The following is a 12992-nucleotide window of genomic DNA, read 5'->3' as shown; positions in this document are numbered from 1 at the left end:
GAGCATCTTCCGCTGTTGCGCAAAGGGGAACCGAAAATATTCCTCGCGTATGATGGGGACAAAGCGGGACGTGCCGCCGCATACAAAGCCTCCAAGCTCCTTAGTATGTCAGGGTTTGATGGGGGCGTTGTTTTATTTGAGGGGGGACTCGATCCCGCCGATATGATTAAAAACGGTCAAATCGAACAACTCAATGCACTCCTCCATAAACCAATCCCTTTTATCGAGTTTGTTATCTCAGAGATGGTTAGTGCGTATGATCTCCAAGACCACAAGGCGAAAGAGACGGCACTGCACGAGAACATCGCGTTTCTCAAAACCCTCTCTCCGCTACTCCAAGAGGAGTATCGCCCTTTTGTTGCGTCGAAACTGGGGATTTCTCCTTCATTAATCCAAGTGGGACGAACTAACAAAAATGTTGCTGTACAACCGATCAATTTTTCTCATCACGATATTTGGGAACTGAGCTTTATCAAAACACTTTTAGAACGTCCCCATATCGCCAATACCTTACTCGATTTTATCGACGGCTCATTGCTGCAATATCACGGAAGTGAGTTTGAAGCGGCACTTCAAGGTCGTAGCGATGATCCCCGTCTCAGCGCACTGATGATTGATGATCGAATACGGACATTTGAGGGGGATGAGGGCTTGCGAGCAGAGCTTATCACTTTCTTGAGTGCCCATTATAATCGTGAACTCAAAAAAGTGACAACCCAAAATACGGTATCATTCGATCAAAAGTCGTATTTAATACGTCAATTTCGGGATAAAATTGAGCGTCTTAAACGGGGTGAACTCGTCCCGCTCACATAATTTAGGAACACAAATGAAAGCTATCGCATTATTCAGCGGCGGTCTCGACTCTACCATCGCGGCAAAACTCATCATTGACCAAGGGATCGAAGTGATCGCCTGTAACATCAACACAGGATTCGGTTCGACCAAAGACCGCCTAGCTCACATGAAAAATATGTGTGAACAAGTAGGCGCTGAATTTCGCAGTGTTGACATCCGTGACGAATATATCCGTGAAGTCTTATTTACCCCGAAATACGGCTACGGTAAAAATTTTAACCCCTGCATCGACTGCCATGCCAAAATGTTTGAAGTTGCCAAACGTCTAATGGAAGAGTGGGGAGCGAGTTTTCTGATCAGCGGTGAAGTTCTGGGGCAACGCCCAATGAGCCAAAATCGTGAATCGCTTGATAAAGTACTCAATCTAAGCAACTGCGACGGATTACTTTTACGTCCTATGAGTGCCAAATCACTTGAACCGACGATTCCCGAAATCAATGGTTGGGTAGATCGAGAAAAACTCGAAAACATTGTCGGGCGGAACCGTGAGCGTCAGATGGAACTGGCACAACAATTCGGATTAAAAGACTACGAAGCACCCGGTGGCGGATGTCTCCTCACCGATGAGAAGTTCTCCAACAAAATCCGCGATTTTATCGCTCATGACACATTTACCGTAGAGGATATACCAACGCTTAAATACGGTCGTCAGCTTCGTCTCCCCGAAGGAGCAAAGTTTATTATTGGACGTAATGCCGAAGATAACGACATTTTAGAAGCGATTGTAAACCCTAAATTTATTCATATCAGTACCGAACTTTTCGGCCCCCACTGTCTTATCACACGCAATGCAAGTAATAACGATAAAGTGTTAGCGGCAAAATTGATGCTAGCGTATTGTAAACAGGACTTTAAAGGGGAACAGACACTGATATTTGGTGAAGAAGCACTAACAACCGTGAGCGACATGAGCCGCCACGATGCACAGAAATACTTTATTTAACGCCAGAGGAGCAAAGCCCCTCCGTCTACGTTAACACTGTGTTTCCTTCGGCAGGAAGCCCGGGAAATTATTTGGTTACAGAGCAGCCATAACCCGCTTTTTTAACCGCGTCGCACATCGCCTCAGGCTTTGTACCATCTGAGGCTTTGACTTCCGCTTTACCCTCTTTGAGATAAACGCTTGACTCTTTAACCCCACTCACTTCATTCAATGTCCCTTTTACATTTTTAACACATGCAGGACAAGTCATACCGCTTACATTGAGCTTAACGAGCTGATCGGCACTTGAAACGGCGACTAATGCTACTAACGAGAGGAGAACTTTTTTCATTCACGAATCCTTTAAATAATTTCATGCTATTGTTTCATAGAACAGTTAAATTTGTGTTAAATCTTAACACTGTTGTAACAAAAATCATTTATGCTATTAATATTTACGAAAAGGTAACATTATGCAAGGTATCGAGTGGTGGCTTATAATTTCAATTGCATTTGCGGGGAGCTTCGGCCACTGTATTGGGATGTGTGGGGGATTTATCGTTGCTTATAGCTCCACCAAAATCGATTCAACGATGAGCAAAAGTGCGCAACTCATCCGTCACAGTGCTTATAATATCGGACGTGTTAGTTCCTACGTCATCTTAGGGATAATTTTTGGTGGTATCGGTGCATTGGTAAGTTTGAGTATGGAGATGCATGGAGCACTCTTTATCTTTGCCGGAATCATCATGATTATCACGGCACTCGGTATGTTTGGACTTTCTAAATTAATTCACTTACTCGAGCGAGGGTTTTCAAGTAATTCACTCTTTAAAACCCTTTTTTCTCGTCTTATCAAAAGTAAAACTATCGGAAGTTTTTTCGCTTTAGGGGTAATGAACGGCTTTTTTCCGTGTGGATTTGTCTTTTTCTTTGCCGCGAAAGCGGCTGCTTCAGCTTCGGTTATCGACGGGGGATTGATTATGGCTGCATTTGGTCTTGCAACCATACCAACTCTCCTCGCGCTAGGACAATCAGTGAGCTTTTTTAAAGAGATCGCATTTCGCCAAACGATGAACCGTATCGCAGCGTTAGCAATCCTCATTTACGGTTTTTACAGCATCTATTACGGTTTAGCCTACTTTTTTGATTTACCGTTGTAACGGAAGGGTAAAGTTAAAACAACTCCCTTCTCCTACAACACTCTCTACCCAAATTTCCCCTTCATGTAATTCGATAATCTTTTTTACAATTGCCAACCCTAGTCCCGTCCCTTTGATTGCATCGTTTTGATGTTCACGAATTTGCGTGAATGGATCAAAAAGCATCTCAAATTTTGCTTTTGGAATCCCGTGTCCATGGTCACAAAGGGAAAATAGTTCTCTTTGATCTTCGTGAGTGTATTCTAAAACAATACTCTCTCCCTCGGGAGAGAATTTAATAGCGTTTGTAATGAGATTGATCAGGACTTGCTTAATAAGCTGACGATCAGCATATATCTCTATCTCCTTATCCATTACAGCAATGCATGTCAATCTTTTTTTCTCTGCCATAGGCTCAGTTAACACCGTGATCTCTTTCATCAAATCATTCATGGAAAATAGAGTTTTATGAACTTCCATTTTACCCGCTTCAATTTTTGAAAAATCGAGAATCGTGTTGACCAATGAAAGGAGATTTTTTCCTGCCAGATTGATCTTATCAACAAATATTTTTACCGAATCAGGAGTATCAGGTTTTGCCATCAGCACTTGTGAAAATCCAATAATCGCATTCAGAGGGGTACGAAGCTCATGGCTCATACTGGATAAAAAAGCATCTTTTGCTTTATTGGCTTCTTGCGCCTGATTCATCGCAATAATCGCTTCATCACGTGAAGTGCGAAGCTCCTCTTGAGCTCGAAGTTCTTTATTTTGTTCTCTGAGTGAACTATTTGCTTCTTCGAGTTCCTTCGAACTGACATCAAGCGTCCTCTCTAGCATTCGACGTTCTTTGTCAACATCCTCATAAAAAGCACTGATACTCTCTAAAAATGGTGTTAACTCTTCGATCAATTCGGGTTTCATAAAACGCCTCATCTGACGCATCAAGAGCCGATGGTACACTTTATCGCCCATACTCAATCCTTATTCATAAATACTGACAAGTGTCATCGTTTGGTTATGCAAGGTACAACGGCTTTCCCCTTTTTCAGACAACTCTCCGTATGAATAAAAACCGGTAATGATTGCCTTGTCCCCTAACGTTTCTCGGATTATTTCGAGTTCTTCTTCACAAAGTTGTCCTAAAACTAATCGCCGTCCTACACAACTGACGGCAATTACTAAAAACGCTTCATTTTGATCGATCTTGGATGATTCAGCTGCTAATCCGGCATGTTCGATCAAAAGATCCATGTTGGTTTTGAGAAGGCGGCACAAATGCCCCTGAGGAACATCCCCTGCAAAGGTGAGACTTTGTGTCTCTTCATCTACCGCCAAAAGGGTACGAATCAAAGGGGTTGATTGTGTATTCTCGCGAACACTTATCGGAAAGCGTAAACCGCTTCCGGGCAAGTCTGCGGCAAACTCACCTAAATAGCTTTTATAGAGTTCCAATGCCGGTTTATCATCAATCGTATAAAGCACATTAGCGTTTGATTGTGTAATGACCCGTTCCGGTCCAAATTCATCCCATCCGGCAAAACAACCGCTTTTGGCACGCAATGTCTCACCGTAAAAACCGATAGCGGCAACCATACCTGTTTGCGCTGCACCTTGGGCGATAACATACGTCGTCCCAAAACGGGTTCCATCTCCCGCCAAACCGCCTGTTATAGTGACTCCCTGCGGTAACACTTCTGAAAACCCTCTGGCTAACGCACTCCCATTCACACTGAGTCCGTCTGATAAAATCAAAACGTGTTGCAAAGTCTCATCCATTAGTTTTCTTCCCAAATCCGATCCTAACGTTTCAACATCAACGTAATCTGTGACGAGACCGGATACGCAGCGTACTGATGATCGCTCAAACGTGATTGCTGTCGCTACGGCATCTTGATCACTGATAAGGGTATCCAAAACACTTCCTGCCGTACTCACACCCGCTATAACAGCGTTAGGAAAGAGTGAACGCAGCTCCTCAAACCATTCATCACTTAGAGATTTAGGATGATCAATAAAAACCAAAACCAAGTCGCTAGACAAACCCTCTATCGCGTTATATCCGCTCCATCCTGATGTTTCACTCCATCGAATTTGTTGGCTTCTCATCTTCTATCCCCTTTAATTGTTAGTTTGAACTCTCATTTTCTCTTTTATTTTTTCGATTTTATCGCATCAACCGCTTCATCAAAAGCATTACGATTTAATCCAAATCCTTCGATTGCTTCATGCGCGTCACTTAATGCTTTGTCACTTAGCTGATCTCTCAGATTAAGGGCTTTGCTTACCACGTTAAGTACCTGCGCGTAAGGATTTTTAGTACCTGGATTACTTATCTCTTTCAAGGCATCAGTCAATGCCGATTCAAAATTCCAATGTTCAAACATCATCGCCGCGATCTCATAACTGCTAAGCCCCAAATAACAGCGTTCTATCTCAACAATCGGTTTTCCATGAATTATCTCTACAGCAAACTTTTCAAATTCTCCCGAAGCAATCACCTTAAGAGATGCGGGAAGTTTTCCCAACTCCATCAAAAAAGCGCTGCTTTGCAAAAGCGGCAACATGCTTTTATCTACATTGCGATACCACTCCCGAACAAGAGCACTCTGCAGTGTTGAAAGATTACTTACGTCGTCAATCGTTTTAGCATAAGGGCTTAAATCAATCACCATTGCTTTCTTAATCGCATTCGCTGCTGCAAATCCTCGAATCATCGAAATACCAAACAACATCACCGCCTGTGGGATGGAAGATATCTCTTTACTCATACCGTACAACGGAGAATTCACCGATTTCAAAATATTGGCACTTAGCATCGGGTCACTCTCGATGACTTTTGAAAGTTCATCGATATCCGTATCATTACTCATACACAACTCTTGAATTTTCACAATAGATGCCGGTAGGGGGGGTAGACTTTTTATCTCTTCAGTCATATTCTTTCTCCTTATCCAATTCGTTTAGTTAAATAGTCGCAAATCTCTTGAATATGCGCTTTATTAAATATCCCCTCAACACTCTCGGTATCGGGGAGATGGGCAATCAATTTACTATCATCTTCTGCGGAAATAATAATAACCGGAATTCGGATCTGATTACGTTCCATAAACTGTAATACTTCCGAGCTGATTCCATCAACTAAAAAGAAATCGAGAACGATAAAGTCAAATTTTTCCTCTTCTAATAATTCTTTAGCTTTGTTGACAGAATTCGTCACCACCAGATGATAATATTCACTCAAGCGATCAATCAACATCTTTTGATATTCCGGCGCATCCTCAACGATCAACATCCGTTTAGCTTTTTCATTGGATGATACATAACGTTCTAATGTGTTTTGGGTTTGGGATACTGGAATAGTAAAGTAAAAACACGACCCTTTACCCGGTTCACTTTCAACCCACAAAGCTCCACCGTGTAAATCTTCGATAATTCGTTTAGAGATGGCCAACCCCAATCCCGTCCCTTTAGAAGATTTTTGAAATGGATTTTCCACCTGAGTAAAAGGATCAAACAACGTAACAATATCTTTGGCCTCAATTCCGATACCACTATCACACACCCCAAATCGATACACCCTTTTCTCATCATCAAACTCAACAGACATACTTATATCGCCCCCCTCGGGGGTAAATTTGATCGCATTACTCAGAAGATTCAAAAGTACTTGATGAATCAACTGCCGATCAAGATAAAGCCCTAAAGAGATCATCTCCGAATAGTGAAAATGGATCGATTTTTTCGATGCCATCGGTTCGATGATAGTCGCCACATCACGCAACATCCCCGAAACAATAATTACATCAGGCTTAAAGGTCAGTTTACCCGCTTCAAGTTTTGCGAAATCGAGAATCGTATTAACGAGAGTAAGAAGATTATTCCCTGCGATTCCGATCTTATCGATATAAGGTTTCAGATTTTGAGGCAGTGTCTGATTCATCCCCAAAATCTGAGAAAATCCTATAATCGCATTGAGCGGTGTACGAAGTTCATGGGACATGTTAGCTAAAAACATATCTTTGGACTGACTCGCACGCTCTACTTGGTCAACAAGCTGAATCAACGCATATTCTCTCTCTCGACTATGGGTATTTTGACGAATAATTTCAAGTAAAATCTTGATAATTTCTACCATAAATACTTTATTTGGGACAGGTTTAATAGCGACAGCGACATTCATTCTCTTATTTTTCAAAATAATTTTTTCATAAATATCAAATTCAATCTCTTTAGGAAAATCATAAAATCCTATATAAAGTTCTTCAATACACCAGCCCAATATCTGCTCTAATTGTGATCGAAGTTTCTCCTGCACCCCTTCTAATATCTCTTCCGTGTCACGGTTGATTGCTCCATCATGAATCGATTGGGTACATGCTTCCAAGAATGCAATCCCCGAGTGAACACCCAGATACGATGTAGCGGATATTTCATCCAATGGTTTGTCAATAACGGTATAAAGTTCCGCTGAAGATTTTTCGAGCCTCTGTATGATATTTTTTACTCCATCTTCATCTTTTTTAATAGGCGAAATTAATGCTTCAACAGCTTCGTGATATTCATGATGCAAAGCACGTACTGTCTCTAAATTAATTCCAAATCCCTCAAGCAAAGGTTGTTTATCAGAAAGTTCATCCATCAAAGCACTAAAAGGGCAACTCTCTTCAGTATGAAACTTAGGAATTATCACATCCTCGTATTGACTGCTCTTGTAATAATTCATTACTTTTTTCTGATTCTGTTTATGGATCGTTAACGCTGCATACAATTTATCAAAGATATTCAGAATTTCGTTCTCTTTTTTTAATTCATCTTGATATTTCGCATAACGTTCAAAATAACTCTCATTCATCACTGTTTCCGAAATATGGAGCATTTTAAAAATGATTGCCATATCCTCACGAATTTGTGTATTCACTTCACTCAAACTCACAATAATTTCATTAAGAATATTGAATCCGCGAGACACATGTGCAGCCTCAAGGCCTATAGCAATATGAATATCTCCAATTTGGCGAGTTCGATCAAGAAGACGCTCATCAAAAGGGTGAATAAATAATGAACTCAAATATTCAGACTGCATTCGAATGAGGCGCGGTACATCTGCTGAGGAGAGGATACTATGATAAATAGGATCTTTTAAAAGATAGTGGTTGTACATACGATCATAAACCAACGCTGAAAACGAATGGATATACGTTCCCACTTTCTCACGCTTTGCCATCTGATCTTCATTTAAACCAAAAATAGCAATAAGCGAAGAGACATCAACCGACTTATACATCAACATCCCCCAGCTAACAAATACGGATCAAGCACTGCTTTCATATCATCCATATCGATAGGTTTTGAGATATAGCGCTCAAATCCATGTAAAAGAAGCTTCTCTTTGTCTCCACTGATTGCAAAAGCGGTAACACAGATCATAGGAACATTCAATCCTAATTTTTTGACTTCAGTGACCAATTCATATCCGTTCATGAATGGCATATCAACATCGGAGAGAAGCAGATCAAACGATCCATTCTTAAGCTTATCAAGCGCTTCCATCCCATTTGAGACAATCTCCATACTGACATTCGGATAAAGAATTTCAATCATTGCCTGCACAACCATTTGATTGTATTCTTCATCCTCAGCTATTAAAATATGCACTCTTGCTCCTTATTGCAATTGATCGATCAGGCTCATAATTGAAGGGGTCTCTTCTTCATCAGGAAAGGCCTCTTTAATTTTTAAAAATTCATCTAAATTTTTGATAAATAGGTCAACTAATTTGGCATCAAAATGGGTCCCTGCCCCTTCTTGAAGTATCTCAACCGTTTTTGCAATACTGAACGCCTTTTTGTAAACGCGTTCAGAACTAAGGGCATCAAATACATCTGCAATCGAAACAATACGCGCATGTATGTGAATATCTTCACCTGAAAGTCCTGCAGGATATCCGGTCCCATCGATTTTTTCATGATGCTGCAAAGCGATAACTCGTCCTGCCTCAATCACCGGATAATCACCATCCGTTTCGAGCATCTTTCCGCCCAATGTTGCATGAAGTTTCATGATATCAAACTCTTCAGGAGTAAAACGGCCCGGCTTGAGAAGGATCTGATCTGGTATAGCTACTTTACCAATATCATGTAAAGGTGAAGCATAAAGAATCAATTCTACCTCTTCACTCGGTAATCCAATGAGTTCCGCAAGCTTTGCAGAGTAATGGCTCATCCGTTTGATATGCATTCCAGTTTCCATGTCACGATACTCAGAGGCTTTTCCTAATCTTGCTGAAATTTCATATTCAGTCTTTTTTGCTAGAGACAAAGCTTCTTGAAGCTCAGAGGTACGCTGCTGTACTTTCTCTTCAAGTAAACGATTCATATCTCCCAAATCGTCTTGATACTCTTTGATCTTTGCATAATTAAGTGTGCGGAGTTTTAGTTCTTCAACATCGATTGGTTTCGCTAAAAAATCGCTTGCTCCAGATCGAAGCGCACGATGTTTCTCTTCCGAGTTAGCCGTCACGACAATCACCGGTATTTTTGACCATATCTGACTGCTTTTTAACCTCGTGAGAGTTTCAAATCCATCCATAACAGGCATCGCCAAATCCAAAAGAATAACACGGTAATCAGGATCAGATAACAAGAGATCAAGCGCTTCTTGACCGTTTATCGCACGTGTAACTCTTACATCGGAAATTTCCATAAACGCCAATTCGATCAAATCAAGATTAAACTCCTGATCATCGACAGCAAGTACCTTTATTATTGACATACTGAATAGACTCCCGATTCGGCCAAATCATCATAACCGTTGTTGTTAAGTGTACTCCTAGTCGTTTTAAAGAATTATTAGTTTGAGTAAATTAACGCTATACTAATCCGAACATTTTTTTTGAGGAGTCAAAATGGCGGGTGTATTATTTTCATTTTATAATTTTGCATCATTAATCGATCTCAATATCGGCATATCGGATCGGCTAGATGAGAACCGTTCAGAGAGTTTTACGATTTTGTTTTGTGATTTTTCGAAAATTTCGCAAGAGTTGATTGATACAAATCTTCCTAGTCTACTCCGGACTTCCGATTCTATCGTCCACAGTGAACATTACTACTTTTTCGTTATGCCCTATACCGATCGATACGGATGTGGCATTGTTAAACGAATGATCGAAGATTTATTCGCCGAATCTATCCGGTCAGCCGCCGTTTGCTATCCCTCAAACGGAGAGAATGCACTAGAATTACTCGAATCACTTCATTTGGAAGTAAAAAAACTGCATAAAATTGATTTAGATTGCCTCTACAGCGCCCTCAATAAAGAGCCTTAAGGCTCATTTACTACCTTGAAGAGCTACAGGGCGAAACGTGTGGTAAGGAGAGTGTTTATAAAATTCGATTGCTTCGTGGAGATCGCTTTTGCGAATTAAATTTTTATCATAGAGATAAACATTGGTAGAAATTTTCTCACACGGTTGAGTGCTACACGGTACGGGTTCAACCTTTTCAAGCGTTGATGGAGTAATCGTTACAACACTATTTTCTTTAGAGGATACAACCATTGCAACGCCCTCTTTTTGAACAGATGTTGATGTATCGTTGACTGCCGTAATCTCCTCTTTTTTAGGGGTAACTACTGTCGCATTCGACTCTTTCATCGCTACTTGTTTCTCAGTACCTTTGCTTTCGCACACTGTTGGTGTTACACGCTCCGCTGAACGGACAAATGCGTCTTTGCTGATCGCTTTGGCTTTTTTCATATCGACTTTAGCTGCTTTAACCGACGGATATTTACCTACGGTGACGATATTGCACGTCCCCTCTTTTTTCTTGCTCATCACAAGAGCAGTTTTTTGTACCTTTTTTTCAAAAGCGGGAGTGATCGAAGCCTCTTTTTGGGCACTGATCGTCTGAATCGTAAATTCTTCCGCACTCAACACTACACTGACAACACCGAAGATCATTATTAGGGCTAACTTTTTCATGTCACGTATATCGGCACCTTGCTTTAAAAACTTTACTCTATTGTATCTCATTGACTTTTAAGAGCCCTAATCGTATAATGGCGCTCCAATATCTTTGGGCCCTTAGCTCAGCTGGGAGAGCGCGTCGCTGGCAGCGACGAGGTCAGCGGTTCGATCCCGCTAGGGTCCACCAACTATATTTCCATCCTCATCCGAAATCATCCAGAAAATCCTCAAAAACTCCCAATTTATGGCCATTTTGTTCATAAATCCAATCCAGTATCATACGGCTCAATCCGACCAAATCCGCAAGCTTAATGTAGTTTTTAACGTAGGTTAATATAATTTTAGAAAACAATATACAGTTTTAACCTACATTAGAGGGTTGGTTGTGGGAAAGAAAAAAGTAAAACCACTATGTGACACAGAAATAAAAAATGCCAAGTCAAAAGACAAAAAATACACTCTGTCCGATGGAAATGGGCTACAACTACTTATCAAGCCCGATGGGAAAAAAATTTGGGAAATTCGTTACACACTCAACGGAAAGCCAAAAGCAACTACGATAGGAAATTATCCGCTTATAACATTAGCTGAAGCACGAGAACGACGAAATACTTTTAAAGCAAAAATTGCAAATGGAATTGACCCAATACAAGAGAAAAAGCAAATTAAAGCTCTTATTGAAGAGAAAAAACTTGAGAATGAAGCTCTCCATAGTGGTCAATTTCACCTTGTAGCGTACGGATGGCTCGATACACTTAGCAATGATGAAACAACCACAAAAAAGCGTCGCCGAGCATTTGAGCGTGATATTTTTCCCAGCTTATGTGAATATGACAAGCAACATGCCATTGTCTCTTCAAGACATATCAACACCATTACTCACGGCGAGCTATTGCGAATCATCAATGAGAAGGAAAAAACAGCAGCAGAAACTGCACGTCGTCTCCTTGCCGATTGTAACCGTCTCTGGCTCTATGCAATCAGCCACGGCCACGCCTCTTTTAATATCACCACCAATATCAGTAAAAAAGACGCTCTTAAAAAGCCGGTTAAAAATCATTACCCAAAGATCACCGATAAAAAGATATTAGGGGAACTTCTCAGGGCAATTGATGAATATAAAGGTAGTGTCGTCGTGCGAAATGTCCTTCGTTTGGTCTCTATCATACCTTTGCGCGCCGATAACCTCTGTAAGCTCAGATGGAATAACATAGATTTTGACAAAGCAATAATCACCATCAAACGATCTGAAATGAAAGTAAAAAACAAAACCCTTCCTGATTTTGTATTACCTCTGCCAAAACAAGCGATCGCTATTTTAAAAGAGACGCAGGAAATGACAGGATGGGGAGAATGGGTCTTTCATGGAGTCACAAATTTTAAAACCCACATAGGCTTAGAAAGTGCAAATAAAGCACTGAGACTCATGGGGTTCATCGATGAAGTGAATGGACGCAAACAAACACTTCACAGCTTCCGGGGAACATTTCGATCACTTAGCGAAACACACGCTCGTGAGCATGGAGCTAGTTTTGAAACAATGGAAAAAGTGCTCGATCATCAAGAAGCCAATCAAGCCGTCAGAGCCTACACTCACAAAGCTGATTATACTGAGCAAATGCGAGAACTTTTACAATGGTGGGCGAATTTTTTGGATGAAATAAAAAATCAACCAAAATTCAACTCACCTTTGACTGCATGAATGCTTACCGAACTATTTGAACTTTAGTCTATTCTTTCGAATATGAAATTTTTGAGTGCGCTCTTTCTCTTCATATTCTCCAATTGTTCATATCCGAAATCCAGATACTCACCATCAATCTCTATGCCATAGATATCCCGTTTTAGGGTAGGATTGAATTTTGAATGATATTTATACTGTACTAAATAAGGATTGTGCCGATCCATATTTTTGATAGGTGAATGTTGACGGGCATTCAATTCAACGATAGCGAATTTGACAAATCCTTCAAGCTGATCATCTTCAAGATAGAGCAATCGTTGAACAATCTGCTTGAAGATCGTAATATTGATAATTATCTTATTTTTAACCGATGCACATGCTGGAGTGAAGCTTCCCTTGATATTGGTATTTAGAACT

Annotated in this window: 14 protein-coding genes and 1 tRNA gene; 6 read left to right on the top strand and 9 right to left on the bottom strand. The window is 40.6% G+C overall.

What is annotated here, in order from left to right; all coding sequences use genetic code 11:
- Both PHR02_RS11015 and PHR02_RS11010 read left to right on the top strand, forming a co-directional pair.
- Positions 1–816: toprim domain-containing protein (locus tag PHR02_RS11015; protein WP_299992081.1), on the top strand; the 816-nt coding region annotated here is incomplete at its 5' end.
- Positions 817–829: 13 nt separating this feature from the next.
- Positions 830–1801 carry an argininosuccinate synthase domain-containing protein gene (locus PHR02_RS11010; RefSeq protein ID WP_299992079.1) on the top strand — a complete coding sequence of 324 codons (972 nt, stop codon included), beginning with the start codon at positions 830–832 and terminating at the stop codon, positions 1799–1801.
- A 67-nt stretch (positions 1802–1868) separates the two neighbouring features.
- Here the strand turns inward: PHR02_RS11010 and PHR02_RS11005 are convergent, their stop codons facing one another.
- Positions 1869–2132, bottom strand: coding sequence for a cation transporter (locus PHR02_RS11005; RefSeq protein WP_299992077.1), 264 nt, complete (start codon positions 2130–2132; stop codon positions 1869–1871).
- A 121-nt stretch (positions 2133–2253) separates the two neighbouring features.
- Here PHR02_RS11005 and PHR02_RS11000 point away from each other — a divergent pair, with 121 nt between their 5' ends.
- Complete coding sequence (locus PHR02_RS11000; protein ID WP_299992075.1) at positions 2254–2943, top strand: sulfite exporter TauE/SafE family protein; 690 nt, start codon at positions 2254–2256, stop codon at positions 2941–2943.
- Here the strand turns inward: PHR02_RS11000 and PHR02_RS10995 are convergent.
- Genes PHR02_RS10995 through PHR02_RS10970 form a run of 6 tightly spaced genes read right to left on the bottom strand, consistent with a single transcriptional unit; the run spans position 2932 to position 9696 of the window.
- Complete coding sequence (locus PHR02_RS10995) at positions 2932–3897, bottom strand: ATP-binding protein (protein ID WP_299992073.1); 966 nt, start codon at positions 3895–3897, stop codon at positions 2932–2934. The two genes, PHR02_RS11000 and PHR02_RS10995, sit on opposite strands and share 12 nt — an antisense overlap.
- A 9-nt stretch (positions 3898–3906) precedes the next feature.
- Positions 3907–5031: an FIST N-terminal domain-containing protein gene (locus PHR02_RS10990; RefSeq protein WP_299992071.1), complete on the bottom strand. Its 1125-nt coding sequence runs from the start codon at positions 5029–5031 to the stop codon at positions 3907–3909.
- A 44-nt stretch (positions 5032–5075) separates the two neighbouring features.
- Positions 5076–5861, bottom strand: a complete 786-nt coding sequence (locus PHR02_RS10985; protein ID WP_299992069.1) for an HDOD domain-containing protein — start codon at positions 5859–5861, stop codon at positions 5076–5078.
- 11 nt (positions 5862–5872) lie between these two features.
- Positions 5873–8209 carry an ATP-binding protein gene (locus tag PHR02_RS10980; RefSeq protein WP_299992067.1) on the bottom strand — a complete coding sequence of 779 codons (2337 nt, stop codon included), beginning with the start codon at positions 8207–8209 and terminating at the stop codon, positions 5873–5875.
- A complete protein-coding gene (locus PHR02_RS10975) occupies positions 8209–8580 on the bottom strand; it encodes a response regulator (RefSeq protein ID WP_299992066.1) in 372 nt (123 codons plus the stop codon). Before PHR02_RS10975 ends, PHR02_RS10980 begins: the two co-directional genes overlap by 1 nt.
- 9 nt (positions 8581–8589) lie before the next feature.
- Complete coding sequence (locus PHR02_RS10970) at positions 8590–9696, bottom strand: HD domain-containing phosphohydrolase (protein WP_299992064.1); 1107 nt, start codon at positions 9694–9696, stop codon at positions 8590–8592.
- A 133-nt stretch (positions 9697–9829) separates the two neighbouring features.
- Here PHR02_RS10970 and PHR02_RS10965 point away from each other — a divergent pair, with 133 nt between their 5' ends.
- Entirely contained in the window at positions 9830–10252 is a 423-nt protein-coding gene (locus tag PHR02_RS10965) for a hypothetical protein (RefSeq protein WP_299992063.1), read from the top strand.
- A 3-nt stretch (positions 10253–10255) separates the two neighbouring features.
- Here PHR02_RS10965 and PHR02_RS10960 read toward each other — a convergent pair whose 3' ends face one another.
- Complete coding sequence (locus PHR02_RS10960) at positions 10256–10906, bottom strand: hypothetical protein (protein ID WP_299992061.1); 651 nt, start codon at positions 10904–10906, stop codon at positions 10256–10258.
- A 96-nt stretch (positions 10907–11002) separates the two neighbouring features.
- Between PHR02_RS10960 and PHR02_RS10955 the strand changes: the two genes are divergently transcribed.
- Positions 11003–11078 (top strand) — tRNA-Ala (locus PHR02_RS10955).
- Between the two features lie 198 nt (positions 11079–11276).
- Entirely contained in the window at positions 11277–12593 is a 1317-nt protein-coding gene (locus PHR02_RS10950) for an integrase arm-type DNA-binding domain-containing protein (protein WP_299992059.1), read from the top strand.
- Between the two features lie 23 nt (positions 12594–12616).
- On the opposite strand, the gene PHR02_RS10945 is transcribed toward PHR02_RS10950, so the two are convergent.
- The coding region (locus tag PHR02_RS10945; protein ID WP_299992057.1) for a hypothetical protein at positions 12617–12992 on the bottom strand (376 nt) is incomplete at its 5' end.

Origin of the sequence: Sulfuricurvum sp. (assembly GCF_028688295.1) — a bacterium.
In the GTDB taxonomy this organism is placed as follows: Bacteria; Campylobacterota; Campylobacteria; order Campylobacterales; family Sulfurimonadaceae; genus Sulfuricurvum.
The sequence above is the reverse complement of the archived record's forward strand: the minus strand, read 5'-3'. Positions and strand labels throughout refer to the sequence as shown.

Bases quoted from the DNA above. Each gene is read 5' to 3' on its own strand.
- PHR02_RS11005 (WP_299992077.1), bottom strand. From the start codon at position 2,132: ATGAAAAAAGTTCTCCTCTCGTTAGTAGCATTAGTCGCCGTTTCAAGT.
- PHR02_RS10980 (WP_299992067.1), bottom strand. From the start codon at position 8,209: ATGTATAAGTCGGTTGATGTCTCTTCGCTTATTGCTATTTTTGGTTTA.
- PHR02_RS10965 (WP_299992063.1), top strand. From the start codon at position 9,830: ATGGCGGGTGTATTATTTTCATTTTATAATTTTGCATCATTAATCGAT.
- PHR02_RS10985 (WP_299992069.1), bottom strand. From the start codon at position 5,861: ATGACTGAAGAGATAAAAAGTCTACCCCCCCTACCGGCATCTATTGTG.
- PHR02_RS10960 (WP_299992061.1), bottom strand. From the start codon at position 10,906: ATGAAAAAGTTAGCCCTAATAATGATCTTCGGTGTTGTCAGTGTAGTG.
- PHR02_RS11010 (WP_299992079.1), top strand. From the start codon at position 830: ATGAAAGCTATCGCATTATTCAGCGGCGGTCTCGACTCTACCATCGCG.
- PHR02_RS10995 (WP_299992073.1), bottom strand. From the start codon at position 3,897: ATGGGCGATAAAGTGTACCATCGGCTCTTGATGCGTCAGATGAGGCGT.
- PHR02_RS10990 (WP_299992071.1), bottom strand. From the start codon at position 5,031: ATGAGAAGCCAACAAATTCGATGGAGTGAAACATCAGGATGGAGCGGA.
- PHR02_RS11000 (WP_299992075.1), top strand. From the start codon at position 2,254: ATGCAAGGTATCGAGTGGTGGCTTATAATTTCAATTGCATTTGCGGGG.
- PHR02_RS10970 (WP_299992064.1), bottom strand. From the start codon at position 9,696: ATGTCAATAATAAAGGTACTTGCTGTCGATGATCAGGAGTTTAATCTT.